The sequence below is a fragment of the Eisenbergiella sp. OF01-20 genome (genome assembly GCF_003478085.1).
Taxonomy (GTDB): Bacteria; Bacillota; Clostridia; order Lachnospirales; family Lachnospiraceae; genus Eisenbergiella.
Map to the genome: position 1 here is coordinate 33,876 of NZ_QUES01000036.1, position 23,426 is coordinate 57,301.

At 44.3% G+C, this 23,426-nt stretch carries 22 protein-coding genes; 5 read left to right on the plus strand and 17 right to left on the minus strand.

The window, feature by feature from the left end:
• Positions 1-83 precede the first annotated feature (83 nt).
• From DXA36_RS26840 to dnaA, 17 genes are all read right to left on the minus strand, one after another.
• Positions 84-1,607, minus strand: a complete 1,524-nt coding sequence (locus tag DXA36_RS26840) for a glycoside hydrolase family 32 protein (protein ID WP_118682347.1) — start codon at positions 1,605-1,607, stop codon at positions 84-86.
• A gap of 112 nt (positions 1,608-1,719) precedes the next feature.
• Positions 1,720-2,526, minus strand: coding sequence for a helix-turn-helix domain-containing protein (locus DXA36_RS26845; protein WP_118682348.1), 807 nt, complete (start codon positions 2,524-2,526; stop codon positions 1,720-1,722).
• A gap of 222 nt (positions 2,527-2,748) precedes the next feature.
• Complete coding sequence (locus DXA36_RS26850) at positions 2,749-3,486, minus strand: class I SAM-dependent methyltransferase (protein ID WP_118682349.1); 738 nt, start codon at positions 3,484-3,486, stop codon at positions 2,749-2,751.
• Between the two features lies 1 nt (position 3,487).
• A complete protein-coding gene (locus DXA36_RS26855; protein WP_118682350.1) occupies positions 3,488-3,841 on the minus strand; it encodes an arsenate reductase family protein in 354 nt (117 codons plus the stop codon).
• 14 nt (positions 3,842-3,855) lie between these two features.
• A complete protein-coding gene (locus DXA36_RS26860; RefSeq protein WP_118682351.1) occupies positions 3,856-4,728 on the minus strand; it encodes a serine hydrolase domain-containing protein in 873 nt (290 codons plus the stop codon).
• A gap of 43 nt (positions 4,729-4,771) precedes the next feature.
• Positions 4,772-5,668 (minus strand): SPL family radical SAM protein, encoded by an 897-nt coding sequence (locus DXA36_RS26865; protein ID WP_118682352.1) that lies wholly within the window; start codon positions 5,666-5,668, stop codon positions 4,772-4,774.
• Complete coding sequence (locus tag DXA36_RS33180; RefSeq protein ID WP_182479274.1) at positions 5,669-5,827, minus strand: hypothetical protein; 159 nt, start codon at positions 5,825-5,827, stop codon at positions 5,669-5,671.
• A gap of 204 nt (positions 5,828-6,031) precedes the next feature.
• Positions 6,032-8,605 carry an ABC transporter permease gene (locus DXA36_RS26870; protein WP_118682353.1) on the minus strand — a complete coding sequence of 858 codons (2,574 nt, stop codon included), beginning with the start codon at positions 8,603-8,605 and terminating at the stop codon, positions 6,032-6,034.
• Positions 8,598-9,287 (minus strand): ABC transporter ATP-binding protein, encoded by a 690-nt coding sequence (locus DXA36_RS26875; RefSeq protein ID WP_118682354.1) that lies wholly within the window; start codon positions 9,285-9,287, stop codon positions 8,598-8,600. The genes DXA36_RS26870 and DXA36_RS26875 overlap by 8 nt, the downstream gene beginning before the upstream one ends.
• A 186-nt stretch (positions 9,288-9,473) precedes the next feature.
• Positions 9,474-10,430, minus strand: coding sequence for a sensor histidine kinase (locus DXA36_RS26880; protein ID WP_118682355.1), 957 nt, complete (start codon positions 10,428-10,430; stop codon positions 9,474-9,476).
• The gene (locus DXA36_RS26885; protein WP_118682373.1) at positions 10,427-11,137 is read right to left on the minus strand and encodes a response regulator transcription factor; all 711 of its coding nucleotides are present in this window, start codon (positions 11,135-11,137) and stop codon (positions 10,427-10,429) included. The genes DXA36_RS26880 and DXA36_RS26885 overlap by 4 nt, the downstream gene beginning before the upstream one ends.
• Positions 11,138-11,237: 100 nt before the next feature.
• The gene (gyrA, locus tag DXA36_RS26890; RefSeq protein WP_118682356.1) at positions 11,238-13,802 is read right to left on the minus strand and encodes a DNA gyrase subunit A; all 2,565 of its coding nucleotides are present in this window, start codon (positions 13,800-13,802) and stop codon (positions 11,238-11,240) included.
• A gap of 35 nt (positions 13,803-13,837) precedes the next feature.
• Complete coding sequence (gyrB, locus tag DXA36_RS26895) at positions 13,838-15,778, minus strand: DNA topoisomerase (ATP-hydrolyzing) subunit B (protein ID WP_118682357.1); 1,941 nt, start codon at positions 15,776-15,778, stop codon at positions 13,838-13,840.
• 134 nt (positions 15,779-15,912) lie between these two features.
• On the minus strand, positions 15,913-17,010 hold the full coding sequence (recF, locus tag DXA36_RS26900) for a DNA replication/repair protein RecF (RefSeq protein ID WP_118682358.1): 1,098 nt from the start codon (positions 17,008-17,010) through the stop codon (positions 15,913-15,915).
• Between the two features lie 21 nt (positions 17,011-17,031).
• Positions 17,032-17,238, minus strand: coding sequence for an RNA-binding S4 domain-containing protein (locus tag DXA36_RS26905; protein WP_118682359.1), 207 nt, complete (start codon positions 17,236-17,238; stop codon positions 17,032-17,034).
• A gap of 14 nt (positions 17,239-17,252) precedes the next feature.
• Entirely contained in the window at positions 17,253-18,362 is a 1,110-nt protein-coding gene (dnaN, locus tag DXA36_RS26910; RefSeq protein WP_118682360.1) for a DNA polymerase III subunit beta, read from the minus strand.
• 316 nt (positions 18,363-18,678) lie between these two features.
• Positions 18,679-20,046, minus strand: a complete 1,368-nt coding sequence (gene dnaA, locus DXA36_RS26915; protein ID WP_118682361.1) for a chromosomal replication initiator protein DnaA — start codon at positions 20,044-20,046, stop codon at positions 18,679-18,681.
• A gap of 538 nt (positions 20,047-20,584) precedes the next feature.
• Here dnaA and rpmH point away from each other — a divergent pair.
• From rpmH to jag, 5 genes are read left to right on the plus strand one after another with little or no spacing between them, the layout of a single operon-like run.
• A complete protein-coding gene (gene rpmH, locus DXA36_RS26920; RefSeq protein ID WP_009255045.1) occupies positions 20,585-20,719 on the plus strand; it encodes a 50S ribosomal protein L34 in 135 nt (44 codons plus the stop codon).
• 51 nt (positions 20,720-20,770) lie between these two features.
• Positions 20,771-21,106, plus strand: a complete 336-nt coding sequence (rnpA, locus tag DXA36_RS26925) for a ribonuclease P protein component (RefSeq protein ID WP_118682374.1) — start codon at positions 20,771-20,773, stop codon at positions 21,104-21,106.
• Between the two features lie 7 nt (positions 21,107-21,113).
• Positions 21,114-21,323 carry a membrane protein insertion efficiency factor YidD gene (yidD, locus tag DXA36_RS26930; RefSeq protein WP_118682362.1) on the plus strand — a complete coding sequence of 70 codons (210 nt, stop codon included), beginning with the start codon at positions 21,114-21,116 and terminating at the stop codon, positions 21,321-21,323.
• A gap of 30 nt (positions 21,324-21,353) precedes the next feature.
• On the plus strand, positions 21,354-22,727 hold the full coding sequence (locus tag DXA36_RS26935) for a YidC/Oxa1 family membrane protein insertase (RefSeq protein ID WP_118682363.1): 1,374 nt from the start codon (positions 21,354-21,356) through the stop codon (positions 22,725-22,727).
• A 54-nt stretch (positions 22,728-22,781) separates the two neighbouring features.
• Positions 22,782-23,405 carry an RNA-binding cell elongation regulator Jag/EloR gene (gene jag / locus DXA36_RS26940; RefSeq protein ID WP_118682375.1) on the plus strand — a complete coding sequence of 208 codons (624 nt, stop codon included), beginning with the start codon at positions 22,782-22,784 and terminating at the stop codon, positions 23,403-23,405.
• Positions 23,406-23,426: the final 21 nt, after the last annotated feature.

Here is a 23,426-nt window from a genome sequence, read left to right on the forward strand (position 1 = left end):
ATAAAAAGGAGGCCGGCCCATATATAGGTATTTACCTGTGTATGGCAATGGGCCTCCTCTTTTATTTTTCCGTCCTATCCTTTTTACTCTACCCTGTAAATATCCACATAAGCCTTCCCGCTGACATCCACCGTCACATTACCTGACTTTCTGTCCGTCTCAATCTCAAACACAGCAAAAACCAGCCCGTTTTCCGCAGAAACCTCCACGATTTCCCCGTCCGCAATGATAGAAAAATCGTTCAGGTTCTTTCCAATTTGTATGGTATCCTTTCCCACATTTATTTTTCCGCAGGAGGGAACATAGGATATGGACGTCCCGTAAAAATTGGCTGAAAAATCACAGGGATTCTGCATGTGAATGGATAATTCAATAACAGCGGCCTTCTGCATCATGTAGAAAACCTTTCCTTCTCCCTGGGAAGCGGAAACACTTATCCTGGCATTCCGGAACTCCTTAACCGGATTCTGTCTCAGCCGTAATCCTTCCGTTGTCCGGGCAAGCGTAAGCATCCTGGGGATCCCCATCACTCCGGTATATAGTTTTCCTTTATTTTGGGTTCTCAGCCAGGGGATAGTAATGACATCCTCCGTTCCCCAGAAGGTCTGTGCCGCATAAGGAAGTTTTGTACGATAAGCTTCCTGTTTTACTCCGTCTGTTTTAAATTCATAGCCGTCAAAATCGCCCAAAAAATAATAGCCGTCCGCACACCAGAATACCCACTTTTCTCCGCCGCCTTCGATTGGTATCCTGCGCAGATCCGGACATTCCCAGGAATCCTTCAGTGTCAGAACCTGACTCTTTTTCCAGTTTTTCAGATCCTTGGATCGGAGAATCATAAATTCATTGTCCTTCAGATACAGGACCATAATATAGCCCCTGCTCTCTTCATGCCAATAGACTTTGGGATCCCGGTTCTCCCCGGAGATATGTTTTACCACACTTCCTTCCATCTTAGTGAGGGTTTTGCCTTGATTTGTGCTGTAGGCAATTCTCTGGTTGAAGGTTTTCCCAAGGCTCCATTTGGATTTATTGCCGGCACAGGTATAGAAATAGATGCAGGCATCTCTGGGGAGTCCCAGCAGTCCCTGTTCATTTACAATACCGCTGCCGGAATACATGACGCCGTCGCCGTCCGGATACAGTGCCGTTTCCTTCTGCTCCCAATGGAGCAGATCCTTGCTTACCGCATGCCCCCAGCACATGTTTTCCCAACGTGTATCAAAGGGATTATATTGGAAGTACAAATGATAGATCCCATCCTTATACAGCAGGCCGTTGGGATCATTCATCCAGCCCGTCCGGGGCGTAAAATGAAGAAGCGGATGGGCCTGGAGATTTTCAGGCACCGTATCTGAAAGGGATAAGGCATCCAGAAAGGAACCGGAAATCCCTCCTTCTATCAATAACACGTTTCCTATGTATTTTTCCACATCGATGGGTGCAAAGTAATGAAATCCGTAATAGCCTTCTTCCTTTTCATGCACGGGGATATTAAATTCATATATCTTTTCCCCCTGACAAGACAGCGTGACTGTCTTAAGTTCCTGCTGCGCACATATGGGTATCAAAAGATACCTCTTATCAATTGTGATATACCTTTTCATTACATGCCTCCTTCTTAAAACACCCGGTTTTACAACATATTCTAAAAAAAGTATATCACATTGGGCTTGCGTATACCATGCTTACTGTAAGCATGATTACAGATTATACACCCTACTTATATATAAGAGTAAGAAAATCAAGAATCCAATCGGGCACCTTAGGATTATAGGTGAGAAGAAAGCTCTTTACTGCTTCCCTGGGGGTACCTTCCTCCATAAAAGTCATATTCCATCCCCACATTTTTTCTCCTGGCCTGGCCACAGCTGTTTTGCCGGCCGCCGATATTCCTGTTGCAATTTCTTTACCGGCTGCCGCCACCCCTGTAGCATATATCCCCAGGCTGGATACCCCTCCTGCAACAATCCCGATGGCTGCCACCCCCACAGCCAGCGCGCCGATTGACACCACTCCCAGAGAAACCAACAGACCGACGGAAAGGATGCCGATACTCAAGATTCCTACAGAAAAAATACCGGCGCTTATTACACCGATGGCAGTATTTCCTATTGCAATAATTCCTTTTGCAGCATCCTTCATCCGGATTCTCCCGGCATTCCGGGTGAATTTAATATGAAGCAGGGGAATTCCGGCTATATTCGTCATACTTTTATATTCAAAACCTTTCCTGTAGCCGATAAATTCCTTAACTTCATTGATAGACTGCCTGATGTCCTCCGTTTCTCCGGCAGGCTCCCTCTTTGCTGCTTCCCTTTCCTCACAGCTGTCAATTAGAAGATAATCCAGGGTCACCTGAAATAATTGGGAAATAGCTATCAGCTTGCTTATTTCCGGCATTGTCTTATCCGCTTCCCATTTACTTACCGACTGTCTTGATACCTCCAGATATTCAGCCAGCTGCTCCTGGGAATACCCTTTTTCCCTGCGCAGCTGAATCAGTTTATCACAAAATTTCTTCATTTACTCTCCTGTCTGCCGCAGCTGCGGCATTGTTTTATAGGTTTATTTTTTCATATAACCTGCTGTATTACAAGAAATCTGTGTATTGCAATTTGTCACCCACAGGTTGCATCCCTGTAAAACAGGGGGTTCATGGGATCGTAAAGTAAAAAAACTCCCGCATTTTGTCCCGGGCCGGAATATCCGGACAGGGACAAAAATACGGGAAGGTTTCCTGTTTTCTTAGTTTTCTTTTTGCGCTGAGACGATAAACATCATGGGGCGGCGCATTTCATCTTTCATGCCGGGAACACTTTCCAGCATTCCAGCCGGAGGCTGCGGTTCCTCCACATCCACAAGCCGGAATCCTTTTTTCAGCAGAGAAGAAATATATGTGGTGAAAGTCCTGTGATATTTGGTGACCTGTTCTCCCAGAAATACCGCATTTCTTTTTCCTTCATAGTAGTAATTATCTACGGGAAAATGAAGGATTTTTCCGTTTTCATCGTAATACCAGTCCTGGCTTCCTTCGGAAGTAAAAACCGGATGCTCTGCGGAAAAAACAAGATATCCACCGGGCTTAAGAATTTTATGGATCTTATCCACAACTTCACCATAATCTGCAAGGTAATGAAAAGCCAGGGAACTTACTACAATATCAAAAGATGCTTCGTCCATATCGATGTCCTCAATGGGACTGCAGATATAAACGATATTCCCCTTATTATGGGATTTCCGGGCTTCTTCCAGCATCTTTTCCGAAATATCCACCCCGATTACCTTCACCGCCCCATGCTGGGCGGCATATTCGCAGTGCCATCCATAGCCGCATCCAAGATCCAGAACTGTCTTGCCTTCAAAATCCGGAAGCATTTTTTTCAGGGTGTTCCATTCCCCGGCACCGTCCAGCCCTTTTTGGGAACGCTCCATCTGCCTGTATTTTTCAAAAAAGAGAGGATCGTCATATTTATTTTCTTTCATCCTATTCCCCCATCTTATCCTGCCACTCGTTTTCCCTGAATCCGGTCAGAATAAAATCATCGGCAATCATCAAAGGACGCTTAACCAACATGCCGTCTGTTGCAAGCAGCTTAATCTGATCCTCTTCACTCATATTTTTTAATTTATCTTTTAATCCCAGTTGTTTATATTTTAATCCGCTGGTATTAAAGAATTTCTTAAGAGGAAGGCCGCTTCTGCGGTACCATTCGGTCAGTTCCTCCTCCGTTGGATTTTTCTCCACTATATGCCTGTCCTCATAATTAATTTTTTTCCCGTCCAGCCATTTTTTCGCTTTCTGGCAGGTAGAACATTTCGGGTATTCTATAAACAGCATTCTATATTCTCCTCCTACAATTGCGGCACAATGGTATCCATACAGCAGTTCATCATTTCTTCCGCATCCCGTGACTCCGCATTTATGGCAATCACTGCATTTTTCTCAGGAAGCACGATGGCCAGCTGTCCGTATTTTCCGTCCGCCCGATATGAATGATAAGGTCCGCGCCAGAAAAGATAACCATAACCTTCTTTGCCGTTATCAACCTGCTTCACCGACGCTTCTTTGATATAGGCGGAAGGGACTAACTGCCTGCCCTCCCAGTTTCCCTCCTGAAGCAGAAGCTGGCCGAATTTCATCAGCTCTGTCATGCATAAAAACAGGCCGCCGGCTCCAAAGGTATATCCAAGGGGATCCGTTTCCCAGACAGGCCTTCGGATTCCCATAGGCTCAAAAAGCCGGGGCATGAGATAATGAACAAGATCACAGCCGGCCCTTCTCTGTACCAGGATACCGGCAAGATAAGGTCCCGCATTGTTATACAGGAAATGGGTATCCGGCTCCTGTGTAAAAGGGCGGGACAAGGTAAAACGTACCCAATCCTTTTCTTCCATGAGCGGCCGCTGTTCTCCCATCAGATAAACCGAATCCTGTCCCAGGCACATGGTAAGCAGATCCCTTACTGTTGCCAGGCATAAAAAAGAAGAAGGATTATCCGGCATTTCTTCCTCAAATGCTTCACACAGCTTTTCATCCAGGGAAAGAAGCCCTTCCTTACAGGCCATTCCCACCGCAATACTGGTAAAACTTTTGCTGGCAGAATACTGGTTCCGCCTGATTTCTCCATCCCAGTCTTTTTTTAAAAGGATTTTTCCGTCCTTCATTACCCCAAGATTCAGTATACGCATTTCTTCTGCCTTTTGCTGGATTTTATCGATGTCCATCTTTATTTCCCTCCTGATCCCAATATTGTACCTGCCGCTTCAGTCACATACCGTCAAACAAACTCAACTGTGTACACTCGTACCCTCTTTTATAAGCCCTGATAATACTTTTCATCTCATAAAGGATTCCGTATTTTTCACATTCTGTCTGAAAAACCTTCCACAGTTTCGCCGCCCTGGGACTGGTGCATTGATAACGGGTACCATACCTTTTCTCATACTGCTGCACATAGTCTTTGCCGGGGAAAAGCTCCCTGAGCCTGTTATAATACCAGTTCCTCTGCTTATCCCTCATAGTCATTCCAAACGCGGCATAAATAAATCGTGCACCTGCTTCGTGTGCCATTTTAACGATTGCCTTAATATTATCCTCATTGTCCTCCAGGAAAGGCAGCACAGGCATCAGCAGGATTCCCGTAAAAATACCTGCTTCCCTAAGCCGGCTAACCGTTTCAAAACGTACGGAAGAGGGACAGACACGGGGTTCCACCAGAGAAGAAAGGGAATCCTCCGCAGAGGTAATCGTGATCTTGCACAGAACAGGGGAATGCTCTTTGATTTCTGACAGAATATCCATATCCCTCACTATCAGATCACTTTTTGTTGCTATTGCGGCGCCAAACCCAAAGGCATCCACTAACTCCAGGGCATGCCTGGTCAGTTCTTCTTCTTTTTCATAAGGGTTATAGGGATCACTCATGGCACCGGTTCCCACCACTCCGGTTTTTACCTTGCGCCGCAGATCATCCCGGATGATCCGAAGGGCATCCTCTTTGGCCCTCACCTTATCAAAATCCGTAATTCCATAGCAGTCGGAACGGCTGTCGCAGTAAATACAGCCGTGACAGCAGCCTCTGTATATATTCATATTATAATCAATTCCAAACCACCCGGAGGATTTTGTCTTTGTTACAATCGTTTTCGCCGGTACATATTCCAATTATGCCACTCCCACATACTGCATACAGTAACCTACGGCCTCCTCCAGTAAACGTACGCTCACCGAACCGTTTTCACCCGCAGCCACAAAGCCAAATGCCAGTAAAGCTGCAAATAACACTAATACACTGCCGCAAAGCAGTGCCTTCCTGTTTTCCATAAATTGTCTCCTCATAATATCCTTTCAATAGGATTCTCCTCAATATATACTTTATAATCTTTTTTTTATGATTTGTCTATTGTTTTTTGCAAAAACGGATTACAATTCGCGGTTGTATGGAATCTTTCCCAGACACAGCGCAGCCGTGAGTTGTAACAGAAACGGAAAAGGAGAGGACGGATAGTTTACCGCCCTCTCAATGCATTATTCTTCTCTCAGCATTTCCACTACGCTTTCTTTATCGGTAATCCGTATGGTTATATAAGGGACTAAGATTCCCAGGATAACCATAAAAGGAAGTACTATAAGCATAGGCCAAAGGATAAACCGGTAGGTTGTAAACCAAAACATGACGAAATTTCCCATTACCACCAGAGAAAAGATGCTTCCGGCGGTCAAGCTGAAAAATACAACCCCTGCTGCATAATAGCCGCCTTCCATACAGACCATTTTCTGGATTTGCTTCTCTGTCATACCGATTGCCTTGAGTGTGGCAAATTCCTTTTTTCTTGTAATTATGCTTGTAATGCAGGCATTCACAAAGTTCAAAACCCCTATAATTCCGATAATCAGAGATAGAACGCCTCCCACCAGGGTAAATGTTCCTTTCAGACTCTGGAACTCATCCAGGTATCTGGTTTTTGATTCATAGGACATCATCGGTTCCTGGTTTTCCGTATAAGAGGCAAGAAACTGTTCCATTTCCCCTTCTTTTTCATCCAGGCACTGGAACACATATGTCATTACGCTGTCCATATCCCCGCCCAGTTTTTCATAGCCTTCTTTACTGGTATAAAATACATAATCCACGCTGGAATATCTTACACTGTTGGTATAATACTTGATCTTTATCTGGGCAATCACTTCCACTTCTTTTTCCAGTCCGCTGCTGTTATGGATAGTTACTTTATCCCCTATGGAATATTTCACATACTTTTCATATACCTCCCCATAATCATCCGTTTCCAGCCCTTCTATAATATAATTTCCGGTATCCAGCTTTTCCTTTAAAACTGCCGGATCCTTTTCACCTGCCACAATTTCCATCCTGGCAAGGGGAAGTTCCTCCAGTCCATACAGATTCGCTCTCGGATACATGTTCTCATCAACGTTGATCCATTCTCCCTCTGCATTCATAGCCGCCCCGTACTCATTCAGATGAATCGGATTCGGCTCCGGCATCTTCACGGATACTCCCGGATAAAAAAGGATACGTCCGCCTTCCTCAAATCCCGGTCCTTCTTTAATAGCCTGGATCAGGCTTTCAGAAATCCTTTCATCGCTGCTCCTGTAGTCACTGTTAAAATACAGGGCATGGGCCGCCAGAAAATCCGTATCCACAAAGGTGGACAGATATTTATTCAGATCAAAGCTTTCCGCTAAAGTTACCACGCTGTTCATCAAAATCACACTCAGGGAAAGGGATATGATAACTAATATGGTCCTTTTCCTGTTTCTTCCCAGATTTGACAGTGCCATTTTAAATAATTTACCGCCGTCAGTGGATTTTTTATTCTTTTTGCGGATTTCAGCCGAAGTGTCCGTATATTTCACCGCTTCCACCGGAGAAATAGCCGCCGCCATCCTTCCGGGTTTTCTGGTACTGATAGCCACCGTAAAGAGGGAAAACAGAGCCGCCCCCACAAAGATAAGGGGATTCAGGGAAATGCTTATCTCTCCGTCGCTGTAATTACTGACTTCCATAATAAAGGGAACAATTGCTTTTCCTATTAAAAATCCCACTACCAGGCCTATCGGTATGCCATAAAGGGACAGACGCATCCCCTGTCTGCGTATGATTTTTTTAATCTGTTTTCCTGTGGTCCCGATTGTTTTCAATAATCCATAGAACCGGATATCCCGTATTACGGATATCTGGAAAATATTATAAATTATCAAATATCCGGTAAGGATAATCAACCCCAGTGCCGCCGCCACTGTCATTATGGTAAGCGGATCCGCCCCCATGCTGTTGCTCAGATATGCCCAGTTTACATTGGCGGATATAAAATTATCATCCTTATCATTCAGGGAATATCCCAAATCCTCCACCAAGGTCTGCATTTTCTGTTTCATCCCATATGAATTGGTAAACATGAGATCATACATAACAGATCCGGTCATACTATAATCCTGCACATTGGCAGCATCATGAGTATAGGCAAGTTCATCCGCATATTTTAACGTATATGCCTTGGAACAGATGGCAAATCCTACATTCATGGAAGGGTTTACAGGCTCCCAGTAGCCGGAAAGAACAAATTCCCGCTCTACCTGTTGTCCCTTGACCGTAAGAAGAAGAGTCAGTTTTTCCCCGATTCTGGCCGGTACCCCCAGCAGGTCCAGAGATGGAACATCCATTATAATCTCATTTTCCGCCTGTGGGATACTTCCTTCCTTCAGAGATATAAAACTCAGCTCCATGCAAGTCTCATCTTCGTAATACATTTCCACACGGCGTTTCAGGAATTCCGGGTTGTCTACACTGTCCGCCGTTATTAACCGATATCCTGTTTCTTTTACCAGAGGATGGGATTTGACTCCTTCATAGATGGAGGGCGATGCAAATTTTATAGTTGCATGGCACTTTCCTCCGGCCTGCAGCATCGTGTTATACTGAAAGGATTCCACCGCTCCGCTGCCTATGGTAAACAATGCGGTAAATAAAATAGTGGTAAGGGCAATGGCAATTACCGCAATAATATTCCGTGTTTTATTCGCCTGGAAGGTTTTATCGGCAAGGCGGGTAATACATTTCTGATTTTTTACCTTAAGCATCTGCCTCACACCCCTTCCGGCTCTGAATCATCCCATCTTCTATTCTTACAATACGGTCAGCCAGCTGGGCCAGATCCGGATTATGGGTTATCATCACGATGGTCTGACCGAATTTTTCACCGGTTACCTTTAAAAGGCCGAGAACATCCTGGCTCGTTCGGGAATCCAGGTTTCCTGTAGGTTCATCTGCCAGTACAATAGCCGGTTTCGCTGCAAGTGCCCTTGCTATAGCCACTCTCTGCTGTTGTCCGCCCGACAGCTGGCCGGGGAGATTCTGGAGTTTTTCCCGGATCCCAAGAGTTTCTATTAATTCCTCCACATAGCCCTTATCTACTTTGTTTCCGTCCAGTTCAATAGGAAGGACTATATTTTCATATACATTGAGTACAGGTACCAGATTATAGCTCTGGAATACAAACCCTATTTTCCTGCGTCTGAAAATAGTAAGCGCTTCATCCTTCAGGCTGAAAATATCCTTTCCGTCCACAATTACCTTGCCTGCTGTGGGACGATCCAGCCCTCCCAGCATATGGAGAAGGGTCGATTTCCCGCTCCCGGAGGTTCCTACAATAGAAACGAATTCACCCTCTTCCACCGAGAAATTAACGCCATTTAAGGCATATACCTCATTTTCTTTGTTTCCATAAATTTTCTTAAGATCTTCTGTTATAAGAATTTTCATAATTACTTTCCTTTCCTGCCTGTTTTCTTATCTGAGATAACTATAACAAATGAATCTTTCCATGTTCTTTCCATGAAAAAAAGAATCGTGACAGTTTTGAAAGAATTGGACACAATTCTTAAAAGAAACAGAAAATCTTTAACAGAAACTTAAATCTATCTGTTAAGAAAAGCCCGCCTATATCCCTCATTCTGCTTTCTTCCCGGAACGCTCCGGCAGGAATACGCGGAAACAGGAGCCTTTTCCTTCCTCTGACTGAAGGCTGATATAGCCGCCCTGCTTGGAAATGATCTCCCTGGCCAGATAAAGACCCAGCCCCACCCCCTTTTTATCATTCACCTTTTCGGACCGGTAAAAACGGCTGAATACAGATGCCTGCTCTTCCTCCGCGATTCCGATTCCGGTATCCTTTATCTGTACGGCGGTAAAACTGTGATAGGGTATCACTGTGATCACGATTGAACCGTTTTGATCCGTATATTTCTGTGCATTTTCTATAATATTGGAAATTGCTTCCACCGTCCATTTCAGATCGCAGCATACCTGCACCGTTTCCTGTTCCCGGAATCCGGGATCAAAGAAAATCCTATGATCCCCGCTTTTTTCAAAGATACCCGTCAGATTATCCATGAGGACTGCAATATCCTGGTTTACAGGATGCACCGATACAATCCCGTTTTCCAGCCGGGACATTTTAACCAGATTCTCAATGAGAAAAGCCATTCTGTCATTTTGTTCCTCGATCCGCTTAACCAGCAGTTTTTCTTCTTCCTGAAGATCTTTTTCCTCAAGCAGGCCGGCGTAAAGCCGAATCGTTGTAATGGGTGTTTTGGTCTGATGGGATATGTTGGCGATAAGTTCCTCCACCTTCTCCTTTTCCTCCTCAATGCTTTTTCTTCCGAGAGAACTGGAGGACAGAAACTGGTACATTTTGCTTTCCAGCCGGGAAAGCATAAGTTCATCAAAATTTTTTTCCTGAAAGGTGCCTTCTATGGCACTGTCCAGCATTTGATCCAACAGCGCATACTCCCTGCGTATTTTTATACTTACATAAATCAAAACTCCTGCAAGCACAAGAACCGCGAATATCAAAAAAATAACAGGGATGTTCCAGAATATTCTTCTGCTTACAAGTGCAATCATGACGGCTCCTCCTCATTTATCTGAAAACGGTAACCAATTCCGTAAACTGTCTGAATATATTCCGGTTTTCTGGGATCTGTCTCTAATTTATCCCGCAGTCTTTTGATGGTAACGGAAAGTGCATTTTCATCCACGAATTCTCCGTCGTTTCCCCATATCCTACCGATCAGCGTATCTCTTTCCAGAATCCTGTTTTTATTTTTCATCAGTACCATAAGAAGCTTTTGCTCGGTTCTGCTCAGAATAATTTCCCTGTCCCCCATAAAAAAAGTCTGTTTTTCAAAATCCAAGGTAAACGGTCCTTCCTTCATCACCGAAGCCGCCACCTTTTCGGACTGGCGTCTTTCCCCTCTCCTCAGCGCCGCCATTACCCGCTCCCTTAATACGGCAAGTGAAAAAGGCTTGGTAATATAATCGTCCGCCCCGGCCTGGAATCCTGTCACTTCATGCAGTTCCGTATCCAAAGCTGTCAGGAAAATTACAGGATCCATCCGTCCCTCTTTCCGAAGCCCCCGGCAGATATCCAGACCGCTGCCGTCAGGGAGATTTATATCAAGCAGGATGAGATCAAAGCTATTTTTATCCAGCACCTTTTTCGCATCCTTGACATTATGGCAGCATTGAAATGATAATTCATTCTGACGCAGCACAAGTACTATCCCTTCCGCAAGAGCTTTATCATCCTCAACAAGTAATATATGTTTCATATTCGGCTTCTCCTTGTAAGGAAATAAGCAGACAGCCGCAATGGCTGTCTGCTTATTCCACATGCCCCGGCAGGACAGATATCCTGTTTCTGCCTGATGACTATTCCTCAGTTTCCGTAGGGAAAATTATATTTTCCTCTTCTATTTCTCCGGGAAATCTTTCTTCCTCCGGAATATCCTCCATAGCATCATCCGGGTTTTCAAATTCCTGGCTTCCATCGGAAACTTTTTCTCTTACTTTAGCTATCTGGGCTACTTTTACACCCTTATCCAGGTTAATCATCTTTACGCCGGAAGTGATTCTTCCCAGAATGGAAATATCTTCAACCCTTAATTGGATAATTATCCCTTCTGTGGTAATCATCATGATTTCATGATCATCATTGCACCCCTTAACGCCTACCACATAGCCTGTCTTTTCTGTGATCTTGTAGCATTTAACACCCTTGCCGCCCCTCTTCTGGACACTGAATTCCTCCAGATAGGTACGTTTGCCCATACCGTTTTCGGAAACTATCAACAGGGAATCTCCCTGGCTGTCCAGCTGCATGCCTACAATCTCATCCCCGTCATCCAGGTTCATGCCGATTACACCCATAGACATCCTTCCGGTCGCCCTTACATCCGTTTCCTTGAAGCGGATGCACATGCCGTGTCTTGTCACAAGGAAAAGATCCGTATCCGCATCCGTAATTTTTACTTCGATCAATTCATCATCATCACGGAGATTAATTGCCGCAAGCCCGTTTTTACGCACATTGCTGTATTCCATAACCGGTGTTTTCTTCACGATACCTTTTCTGGTAACCATAAAAAGGTTTTTGTCATCTTCATAATCCTTCACCGGAATAATCGCGGATATCTTTTCTCCCGGATTCAGCTGGAGAAGGTTAATGATAGCGGTACCTCTGGCCGTTCTGCTGGCCTCCGGAATTTCATAGGCCTTCAGCCGGTAAACCCTTCCGTAGTTGGTAAAGAACATCACATAATGGTGGGTGGTGGTCATGAGAAGATCCGCAATGAAATCCTCTTCAATCGTCTGCATGCCCTTAATGCCTTTTCCCCCTCTGTTCTGGGATTTAAAATTATCTATGGTCATACGCTTGATATAACCCAGATTGGTCATGGCAATTACCGTATTATCCCTGGGGATCATATCCTCCATGGAAATATCATATTCGTCATAACCGATACGGCTTCTTCTGTCATCCCCGTATTTCAGGGCGGTAATCTGTATCTCTTCGCGTATTACGCCCAGCAGAAGCTTTTCATCCGCAAGAATTGCCTTTAATTCAGCTATCCTCGCCATAAGCTCCTTGTGCTCATTCTCCAGCTTTTCTCTTTCCAAACCGGTAAGAGCACGCAGCCGCATATCCACGATAGCCTGTGACTGAGGATCCGAAAGTTCAAAGCGTTCCATCAGTTTTTCTTTGGCATCCTGGGTATTCCGGCTGGAACGGATGATACGGATCACTTCGTCGATATGATCCAGGGCGATAAGCAGGCCCTGCAATATATGATCCCGCTCTTGTGCTTTGTTCAGATCGTATTTGGTTCTTCTGGTAACAACGTCCTCCTGATGCTTTAAATAAAGCTTCAGCATTTCCATAAGGTTGAGCACCTTAGGTTCGTTATTTACCAGGGCCAGCATGATGATACCGAAGGTATCCTGCATCTGGGTATGCTTATACAGCAGATTCAGGATCACGTTGGCGTTGGCATCCCTGCGCAGTTCAATGACGATACGGGTGCCTTCCCGGTTGGATTCGTCCCTGAGATCCGTAATACCGTCTATTTTTTTCTCTTTATGAAGCTCCGCGATCTTTTCGATCAGACGGGCCTTGTTCACCATATAAGGCAGTTCCGTTACAATGATCTGGCTCTTTCCGTTGGGCAGTGTCTCGATATCGGTAACGGCGCGGACACGTACCTTTCCCCGGCCGGTGCGGTAGGCTTCCTCACTGCCCCTGGTTCCCAAAATAATACCGCCTGTGGGGAAATCGGGAGCGGTGATAATCTGAAGGACTTCTTCCATATCGGTATCCCGGTTCTCATTCACACGGTTATCAATGATCTTCACCACCGCATTCACCACCTCGCGGAGGTTGTGCGGGGGGATATTAGTCGCCATACCAACGGCGATACCGGAGGTTCCGTTTACAAGCAGGTTCGGATAACGGCTGGGCAGAACGGTGGGTTCCTTCTCGGTTTCATCGAAGTTGGGCACAAAATCTACGGTATCTTTATTGATATCCGCCAGCATTTCCATAGAGATCTTGGAAAGCCTGGCTTCCGTATAACGCATGGCGGCAGCACCGTCACCATCCTCGGAACCGAAGTTTCCGTGACCGTCTACCAGAGGGTATCTGGTGGACCACTCCTGGGCCATATTAACCAAAGCGCCGTAAATGGAGCTGTCTCCGTGGGGATGGTATTTACCCATGGTATCGCCGACGATACGGGCACATTTCCTATGGGGTTTATCCGGGCCGTTATTCAACTCTATCATGGAATAGAGGACTCGCCGCTGAACCGGCTTTAAACCATCTCGGACATCCGGAAGCGCACGGGATGCAATAACGCTCATGGCATAGTCGATGTAGGATTTCTCCATGGTTTCTTTCAAATCGACCTCATGAATTTTGTCAAAAATATTATCTTCCATTGTTTATTGACTCTCCGTTTCTACAGTACCAGTTATCAGATATCCAGATTCTTGGCATATTTGGCATTGTCCTCGATAAACTCACGTCTTGGCTCCACTTTATCGCCCATAAGAGTGGTGAAGGTAAGATCCACTTCCGATTCTGCTTCCTCATCCATATTGACACGCAGCAAAATACGTTTTTCCGGATCCATGGTGGTTTCCCAGAGCTGTTCTGCATCCATTTCTCCCAGACCTTTATAACGCTGGATCTTATTGTTCTGATCCCTTCCCACTTCCGTTAAGATCGCATTCAGTTCTTCATCGCTATAGGCATACCATTCTTTTTTATTTTTTTCCAGCTTATACAGAGGGGGCTGAGCGAGATATACATGTCCCTGCTTAATAAGCTCCGGCATAAAACGGTATATGAAGGTGAGTAAAAGTGTGGCAATATGGGAACCATCCACATCGGCATCGGTCATAATAATAATTTTATGATACCGTAATTTGCTCACGTCAAAATCATCATGGATACCCGTACCGAATGCGGTAATCATGGCTTTGATCTCCGCATTGGCATATACCTTATCCAGCCTTGCCTTTTCCACATTCAGGATCTTTCCTCTCAGGGGAAGGATGGCCTGCGTGGCGCGGCTCCTGGCTTTCTTGGCGGATCCGCCGGCGGAATCTCCCTCAACGATATAAATTTCACAGTTTTTCGGATCTTTATCCGAACAATCCGCCAGCTTTCCGGGCAGGGACATTCCTTCCAGAGCCGTCTTTCTTCTCGTCAGCTCCCTCGCCTTTCTGGCCGCTTCCCTGGCACGCTGGGCCAGGATGGATTTTTCACAAATCGTTTTGGCAATGGACGGATTCTGTTCCAGATAATAGGTAAGCTGCTCGCTGACCACATTGTCCACCGCGCCTCTTGCTTCGGAATTCCCCAGCTTCTGCTTTGTCTGTCCTTCAAACTGGGGATCTTCAATCTTTACGCTGACAATAGCTGTCATTCCTTCCCGGATATCTTCACCGGTAAGGTTGGTCTCACTGTCCTTAAGCAGCTTATTGTTTCTTGCATAATCATTAAAGGTTTTGGTAATGGCATTCCGGAAGCCCACCAGATGGGTTCCGCCTTCCGGCGTATTTATATTATTGACAAAGCTGTAAATGCTTTCCGTATAGGAATCATTATGCTGCATTGCCACTTCCACGTACACGTTGTTCTTGCTGCCCTCAAAATACATAACATTGTCGTAAAGGGCGGATTTGCTCTTGTTCAGATACGTGACGAATTCTTTGATCCCGCCTTCGTAGTGGAAGGTTTTTTCCTGGGGATTTTCCTCTCTCACATCTCTGAGTATAATTCGAAGGCCCCTGGTAAGAAATGCCATCTCACGCAGACGCTGCTTCAGTATATCGAAATCATAAACCGTAGTTTCCTGGAAAATCGCGGAATCCGGCTTAAAGGTTACCTTGGTACCTGTTTTTTCCGGATCGCATTCCCCGACCACCTTCAGCGTATCAATCGTCTTTCCCCGCTCATAACGCTGTCTGTATACCTTGCCTTCCTGGCAGATTTCCACCTCAAGCCAGTCGGAAAGAGCGTTTACTACAGATGCGCCCACACCATGGAGTCCGCCGGATACCTTATATCCCCCGCCGCCGAATTTGCCGCCGGCATGCAGGATGGTAAATACCACTTCCACCGCAGGGATGCCTGCTTTATGGTTGATCCCCACAGGAATACCACGCCCATTATCTATAACCGTAATGGAATTATCCTGATTGATGGTAACATCAATGGTATCACAATGACCCGCAAGAGCCTCATCCACCGCATTGTCTACAATCTCGTAAACCAGATGGTGGAGACCTCTGGCTGATGTGGAACCAATATACATACCAGGTCTTTTGCGGACTGCTTCCAGACCTTCCAGAATCTGAATCTGATCCGCTCCATATTCACTGTGGCTTTCTGTGTTTTCAGTACCCATATATTCCTCCATTTCACTGCTAAAAGGCCAAAATTCAACAAAAAGGACACAAATAGATAGAAAAGCTTATAGAACCCTCAGGCCTATAAGTTTTTCTACCTGTTTGCCTATTCTGTTTTATTATACCATGAATTTTATTTATCCACAATAGACAGAATATCGATTGATCCGTTGGTGATCTTGAACATCCGGTTGATTTCAAACCGGTTATTGATGAATTCATCCAGTCCCGTACAGGTAATTATCGTCTGTATGTTCCCTATGCTGTTCAGCAGATAATTCTGCCTGCTGCTGTCCAGCTCGGATAACACATCATCCAGAAGAAGTACCGGCGTATCTTTTGTCATTTTTTTTACCAGCTCAATTTCCGACAGCTTCAGGGAAAGAGCCGCAGTCCTCTGCTGTCCCTGGGACCCGAACTTCCGGATATCGATCGCATTGGCTATAAAGGCAAAATCATCCCTGTGCGGCCCTGCCGTGGTCTGCTTCAGACGGATATCCCTTTCCTGGCTTCCCTGCAGCTTCCTTTCGAACGCCTCCGGTGCCGTATCCGGTTCATAGGAAATCACAAGATTTTCCTTCCCCCCGGACAGGCTGTCATGAATCCCGCCTATCATTTCGTTCAGCTGATCGACGAAGGCCATACGCCTTTCGATGATCTTCTTTCCGAATTCCACAAGCTGTATATCCCATACATCCAGCGTTCCTTTCAGGGAAGGATTCATATACATATCCTTCAGCAGTCTATTCCGCTGGTTAATAATTTTATTATAGTTGTTCAGATGATGCAGATACATGGGATCGAGCTGACATAATTCCATATCCACGAACCGGCGTCTTTCGGAAGGCCCGTTTTTAATGATACTCAGATCCTCGGGAGAAAAAAAGACAACATTCATAAGCCCCAGAAGCTCTGAGGCCCGTTTGATTTTATTTCCGTCGATTGCTATACCTTTGGTTTTATTTTTCCTCAGGTGCATGTCGATTTTGATTTCATCCCCGTCCTTTTCCAGAACGGTCCGGATATGGGCTTCCTCTTCTTCAAAATTAACGATATCACGATCTTTTGTGCCTCTGTGTGACTTCGTTGTTGCGCACAAATAAATCGCTTCAAGGATATTTGTCTTTCCCTGTGCATTATCGCCGTAAAGAATATTGGTGCCTTTGTCAAAATCCATATCCAGAAACGCATAATTCCGGAAATTTGAAAGCTCCAGCGATTTTATTACCATGAAAATTACCCAATATTGCCTTTACTCGATTTTAAGAGTTTTCCCGTTATATTCTACCAGATCCCCGGGAACCAGCTTTTTCCCTCTCTGGGTTTCTACCTGACCGTTCACCTTCACAAACCCGTCCTGTACCGCATATTTGGCATCCACGCCTGACTCTGTCAGTCCGGCAGCCTTCAGGGCCTGTCCGAGCTTGATATATTCGTCTTTTATTTTAAAGGTTTCCATGTTCTTCCTTCCGCTTATGACACTGTCGTAAAGTTAACCGGCAGGATCAGGTATATATAATTATTCTCTTCATCCCGGATAAAGCAGGGAGCCTTGGGATTCACGAGATAGATGGTTATGGTTTCATCATCGATAACACGAAGGGCATCAATCAGGAATTTGGGGTTAAAGCCTATCATGAGATCTTTTCCCATTTTTTCAATGTCGATTTCTTCATCCATGCTTCCTACTGTGGAATTGATCTTAAGTTCCATGGAATTGTCGGTGATATTGATGATAATGGGTTTCTTATCCCCCTCCTTGATGAGCAGGGTAGCCCTGTCGATACAGTCAAGGAGTTCTTTTTTATGAATAACCACTTTGGTTTCATAATCGCTGGAAAGCATCTGATCGATTTTAAAATATTCCCCTTCTATCAACCTGGATACCACGGTGGTATTCTCAAATTCGAATACAATGTGTTTGTCGGTAAAGAAGATCGTAACATCCTTGTCTGCGTCCCCGCCCAGGATCTTGCTGATTTCGTTCAGCGTTTTTCCGGGTACCACTACCTTTTTGGCAGGATAAGAGTTTTTCAAATGGATCTTGCGGATAGAAATACGGTGTCCGTCAAGGGAGATCACTCTCATTTCTTCCCCGTTGATCTCAAAAAGCTCACCGCTCATGAGTTTATTATTGTCATTATCCGAAATGGAAAAGATCGTCTGACGGATCACTTCCTTCAGGGTATATTGGGAAAGGACAATGGATTCGTTTCTTTCAATCATGGGGAGGTAAGAAAAATCCTCACCTGATTTGCCTATAATATTAAACTTGGCCTTTTCACAGGTTATGGTGGTCTTAAAGTTGCTGTCTGTGGTGATGGTGATATCGTTATCAGGCAGCTTTCTGACGATTTCCAAAAAGATCTTGGCATCCAGGGCAATGATCCCCTTCTCTGCGATTTCTCCTTCTATAATGGTTTCAATACCCAGTTCCATATCGTTGGCCGTGAGCTTGATCTCTCCTCCGGTGGAATCAATAAGGATACATTCCAGGATGGACATTGTGGTTTTATTGGGCACCGCTTTGGATACGACCTGAAGTCCTGTTAACAGATTGCTTTTGGAACAAACTAATTTCATATGTGTATAAACTCCCTTCTGCGAATTCACAATAACGTATCGCCTGCCACACCGCGCGCGATCCTTTTATTAATTAAATAATTTAGTAATATTAATTAGTAGTGGATGTAGATATGTGGATAACCCTTTCCATTATACATTTTGCAAGGAAATTTGAAAATAATAACTTGTTTAAAAGTGCCGGATAAGCTGAGGGTAAGTCTTAAGCTATTCACAATGGACCTTAACCCTGATTTTTTGTTTTGATCCCGGGAAAATGGGGATTCACAGCCTGTCCCCAGCGTACCCACAGCTTGTCAACTTTTTTTTAACAAGGTTATACACATATTTTCTTTTTGATAATTTCAATATTATTCTTAAGTTCTTCATTCGAAGTAAGTTCATCGGTAATTTTGTTAGCCCCATGGATTACCGTGGTATGATCTTTTTTACCGAGAAGCTTCCCTATATTAGCGAGGGAGGTTTCCGTGAGATCCCTGCACAGATACATAACCACCTGGCGGGGGAGGACATATTCGGAATTTCTCTTTTTGGAGGTAATATCTTCCGGGTTTACACCATAATGCTCCGCAACCACGCGGATGATGAGTTCCGGGGTTATTTTGTCAGGCTTGTCCGGATTAATGATGTCTTTGAGGGCGTCTTCCGCCAGTTCCATGGTGATCTCGGGCTGGTTTTCGATTTTGGATTTGGCGATGATGCGGTTGAAGGCCCCTTCCAGCTCCCGGATATTGGATTTAATGTTAGTGGCAATGTACTGGAAAATGGAATCGTCTATCTTTTTATCATAGTTCTCCGCATTTTTACGGAGGATAGCCATTCTGGTTTCATAATCAGGCGGCTGGATATCTGCAATCAGCCCCCATTCGAAACGGGAACGGAACCGTTCGTCCAGGGTTTCCATCTCTTTCGGCGGTTTATCGGAGGACAGTACGATTTGTTTTCCGGCGGCATGCAGCACATTAAAGGTATGGAAAAATTCTTCCTGGGTACTTTCTTTTCCTATTATAAACTGGATATCATCGATCATGAGTACATCAACGGTACGGTACTTGTCCCGCAGCTTGGTCATGGCGGCGGCATTACCGCTTCGGATAGATTCAATTACTTCATTAGTAAAGGATTCGGAAGTAACATAAATCACCTTCATATCCGGATTCTGTTCCAGGACAAAATGGCCGATGGAATGCATAAGGTGGGTTTTACCCAGTCCGGCACCACCATATATATAGAGGGGATTATAAGCGTCCCCCGGTGATTCCGCTACTGCAAGACAGGCGGAATGGGCGAATTTGTTATTGCTTCCGACTACGAAGGTATCAAATTTGTACTTCGGATTCAGGTTAGCATTTTCATAATTAATATTAAAGGTACTGCTGTAGGGGGATTTCAGATCTTCTGAAGAAGACTTGTCCTTCTTAGCGTCCTTTTCCAATATAAAGGAGACTTCATAGTAATGATCCATCATTTCTGTGATGGTCACGCGGAAGAAGTCTTTATATTTGGAAGAAATATAATTAAGGGCATGTGACTGGTTGGATGTGATGAGGATGATAACCACATCATCCTGGACATCAAAAAACTTCAGTGGCTCTATCCACGTGTGATAGGAAACATCGGAGAGATCATATTCCTTTCGGATTGTTTCCTTAATCTCATCCCATCTGGCTTCGATTGCCTGCATTGCTAAACCTCCGTAAACTTACTGAAAATACATCTATCTTATCTTACTCTAAAAAAAAGCAAATATCAAATGTTAATTCTGGGGATAAATTTTTTCCACATAGTGTGAACGGAAGGGGGGAGTAGTTAACATATTTCGGGTTTCCTATGTGCAAATGTGGATAAGTGGAAAAGTGTCATCAACATATAAACATCCAGAAAATATGGGGCTTTGATATTTATTTTTAAATTGAAAATGAAAATTAAGCGGAGTTTATCCACAAGTTATACACAATTTGTGGATAATGTTATGTTAAGTGGAAAGATCCGTTAGCAGCATGTGGATGAAAATTAAGGTGCTAGATGTTGTGGGAAAAATGAAATTTGAATAACTACATGTTGTATTAGTGAAAAACACGATTTTTGCGGGCTTTTTTCAGCGTTTTTTTATTTCGTAAAATGCGCGGTTTTGCTTGACTTGCGGGATTTCTTCCTATATAATCGGTAATGATATTTTCTGACACAACATCAGAAACCCGAGTGAAGGAGGTGCATCGTAAATGAAAATGACATTTCAGCCTAAGAACAGGCAGAGAAATAAAGTTCACGGCTTCAGAGCCAGAATGAGTACTCCGGGAGGAAGAAAGGTACTGGCAGCAAGAAGAGCAAAAGGAAGAAAGAGATTATCCGCATAGGCCGCAGTTTTGTGGCCTTTTTTTCTCTTTCCAGGAAAGATTGGACAGGTAATGAATTTTTCGGAAAGTTTGAAGAAAAACCAGGATTTTCAGTCTGTTTACCGGAATGGCAAAGCGTTTGCCAATCGTTTGTTGGTAATGTATGTGTTGGAAAATAAGTTGGAGACAAACAGGCTTGGAATTTCGGTGAGTAAAAAAGTTGGTAACAGTGTTGTGCGCCATCATGTCACAAGGCTGGTGCGCGAAAGCTACAGGCTGCAGGAAAATATATTTAATAGTGGTTTAGATATAGTAGTCGTGGCCAGAGCGAATGCAGCTTCGGCTTCCTACAGGGAAATCGAGAGTGCGCTATTGCATTTGGGTAAGCTTCATAAAATTATAAGCTGATTCGGATATGAAAAAGATAGTAATTGCGTTAATTAAAGGATATAGGAAGTATATATCACCAATGAAAAGTACAAAATGCCCTTATTTTCCCACCTGCAGCGAGTACGGGTTACAGGCTGTGGAGAAGTACGGGGTAATTAAGGGCGGTTTGCTTGCTTTTTGGAGAATAGTAAGATGTAATCCCTTTTCCAAGGGAGGCTATGATCCGGTACCCTGAACAGGCACCGGTTTAAGGAGGAAATAAGTTTTGCCAGGAATTATTTTGACCAAAAGTGCGACTCCTGTTATCGGGTGGGTTGCTACATTGCTCGGTTATATTATGGAGGGAATATTCTATCTTCTTAATCTGATAGGACTTCCCTACATCGCTCTTGCTATTATTGTTTTTACCATTGTTATTTATATGCTCATGCTTCCTCTGACAATAAAGCAGCAGAAGTTTTCCAAACTGAGCAATAAGATGAATCCGGAGCTTCAGGCTATCCAGAAAAAGTATAATGGTAAAAAAGATAATGATTCCATGATGGCTATGCAGAATGAGACGCAGGCTGTTTATGCCAAATATGGCGTGTCGCCTATGGGCAGCTGTGTGCAGATGCTGATTCAGCTTCCGATAATCTATGCCCTGTATAAGGTAATTTATGCGATACCTGCTTACATCGGACAAGTAAAAGATGTATTCTCGCCCATGGTTGATAATCTGATTGCACAGCCCGGCAGTGCAGAGTTTATTCAGGGATTCAAGAATGCGGCCATGTATATGAAACAGTTTTCCAATGAGCTGTTTGTTGCCGGTGATCCCACCTATGTAAAGAATACTTTTATTGATGTGCTGAATAAGGCGTCCACTCCGGAATGGAACAGCCTTGCGGATAAATTTCCCAATTTAGCCCATGATATCATGGAAACATCCGAGAAGCTGGCATCGTATAATAACCTGTTCGGAATGAACATAGGGGATTCCCCTTCCTACTATTTGTCAGGTGCCATGGAAGCCAAGAATGTGCTTCTCATCATTGCAGCCCTTGCCATTCCCGTATTGGCGGCGGTTACCCAATGGCTGAACGTAAAGCTTATGCCTCAGCCTGAATCAAACGGTGAGCAGAACAGTATGATGTCTTCCATGAAGATGATGAATAATATTATGCCTATTATGTCTGCTGTGTTCTGTTTCTCTCTTCCGGCCGGTGTTGGTTTATACTGGGTTGCCAGTGCGGTGGTTAGAAGTATCCAGCAGGTTCTGGTTAACAAACATATCGATAAGACGGATTTTGACCAGCTTATTGAGAAAAACAAGGACAAGGCCAAGAAAAAGCAGGATAAACGGATAAAACGGATGGAAAAAGCCGGTATTGATCCTAAGACAATTAACCAGTACGCCAGTATGAATACGCGGAATGTACAGAGTACCACACCGAAATCTTCCGGTATTTCCGCGAAAGCTTCGTCTGCCAAGCCGTCCATGACCCAGGAGGAAAAGGATCAGGCAGTCAAACAGGCGACGGACATGTATAATAAGAAAGCTCCGAAGCCGGGCAGTATTGCCGCAAAGGCGAATATGGTGAAGATTTATAATGAAAATAATAATAAAACGGAAAAAGGCAGTTCCGATAAAAAATAAGCAGAACGTACGCTTTACTTGATTGCCGCACCCGGCGGCAGAATGGAGGAAATTATGGAATTCGTTGAATTTACTGCTAAGACAGTGGATGATGCCATTACCGCAGCTTGTCAAAAGTTTCTTGTAACCAGTGATAAGCTGGAGTATGAGGTAATCGAAGAAGGTTCTACCGGTTTCCTGGGATTTAATGCGAAGCCTGCTAAAATAAAGGCAAAGATAAAGGGAAGCATTGAAGATAAGGCAAGAGAATTTCTGGATAATGTGTTTGCCGCAATGAAAATGACCGTTGTTATTGATGTGAAGTATGAGGAAGCGGAAGGTTTTCTGGATGTTGATTTACGCGGTGATGATATGGGCGTTCTGATCGGTAAAAGAGGACAGACACTGGATTCCCTGCAGTATCTTGTATCTCTTGTGGTTAACAAAGAATCCGAAGAGTATATCCGTGTGAAGGTGGATACCGAGAATTACCGTAAGAGAAGAAAAGAAACTCTGGAAAATCTGGCGAAGAACATAGCTTATAAGGTAAAGAGGACCAAACGAAGTGTTTCCCTGGAACCTATGAATCCTTATGAAAGAAGAATTATCCATTCCGCTCTGCAGAATGACAAATATGTTACAACCCACAGTGAAGGGGAGGAACCCTTCCGTCATGTTGTTGTCACCCTGAAAAGATAACAGGCAGTCCGCTGTCTGTGA

Bases quoted from the DNA above. Each gene is read 5' to 3' on its own strand.
- DXA36_RS26870 (WP_118682353.1), bottom strand. From the start codon at position 8,605: ATGCTTAAGGTAAAAAATCAGAAATGTATTACCCGCCTTGCCGATAAA.
- dnaA (WP_118682361.1), bottom strand. From the start codon at position 20,046: ATGCAGGCAATCGAAGCCAGATGGGATGAGATTAAGGAAACAATCCGA.
- yidD (WP_118682362.1), top strand. From the start codon at position 21,114: ATGAAAAAGATAGTAATTGCGTTAATTAAAGGATATAGGAAGTATATA.
- rnpA (WP_118682374.1), top strand. From the start codon at position 20,771: ATGAATTTTTCGGAAAGTTTGAAGAAAAACCAGGATTTTCAGTCTGTT.
- recF (WP_118682358.1), bottom strand. From the start codon at position 17,010: ATGGTAATAAAATCGCTGGAGCTTTCAAATTTCCGGAATTATGCGTTT.
- DXA36_RS33180 (WP_182479274.1), bottom strand. From the start codon at position 5,827: ATGGAAAACAGGAAGGCACTGCTTTGCGGCAGTGTATTAGTGTTATTT.
- DXA36_RS26905 (WP_118682359.1), bottom strand. From the start codon at position 17,238: ATGGAAACCTTTAAAATAAAAGACGAATATATCAAGCTCGGACAGGCC.
- DXA36_RS26880 (WP_118682355.1), bottom strand. From the start codon at position 10,430: ATGATTGCACTTGTAAGCAGAAGAATATTCTGGAACATCCCTGTTATT.
- DXA36_RS26875 (WP_118682354.1), bottom strand. From the start codon at position 9,287: ATGAAAATTCTTATAACAGAAGATCTTAAGAAAATTTATGGAAACAAA.
- DXA36_RS26840 (WP_118682347.1), bottom strand. From the start codon at position 1,607: ATGAAAAGGTATATCACAATTGATAAGAGGTATCTTTTGATACCCATA.
- rpmH (WP_009255045.1), top strand. From the start codon at position 20,585: ATGAAAATGACATTTCAGCCTAAGAACAGGCAGAGAAATAAAGTTCAC.
- DXA36_RS26855 (WP_118682350.1), bottom strand. From the start codon at position 3,841: ATGCTGTTTATAGAATACCCGAAATGTTCTACCTGCCAGAAAGCGAAA.
- DXA36_RS26860 (WP_118682351.1), bottom strand. From the start codon at position 4,728: ATGGACATCGATAAAATCCAGCAAAAGGCAGAAGAAATGCGTATACTG.
- DXA36_RS26885 (WP_118682373.1), bottom strand. From the start codon at position 11,137: ATGAAACATATATTACTTGTTGAGGATGATAAAGCTCTTGCGGAAGGG.
- dnaN (WP_118682360.1), bottom strand. From the start codon at position 18,362: ATGAAATTAGTTTGTTCCAAAAGCAATCTGTTAACAGGACTTCAGGTC.
- gyrB (WP_118682357.1), bottom strand. From the start codon at position 15,778: ATGGGTACTGAAAACACAGAAAGCCACAGTGAATATGGAGCGGATCAG.
- DXA36_RS26845 (WP_118682348.1), bottom strand. From the start codon at position 2,526: ATGAAGAAATTTTGTGATAAACTGATTCAGCTGCGCAGGGAAAAAGGG.
- gyrA (WP_118682356.1), bottom strand. From the start codon at position 13,802: ATGGAAGATAATATTTTTGACAAAATTCATGAGGTCGATTTGAAAGAA.
- jag (WP_118682375.1), top strand. From the start codon at position 22,782: ATGGAATTCGTTGAATTTACTGCTAAGACAGTGGATGATGCCATTACC.
- DXA36_RS26850 (WP_118682349.1), bottom strand. From the start codon at position 3,486: ATGAAAGAAAATAAATATGACGATCCTCTCTTTTTTGAAAAATACAGG.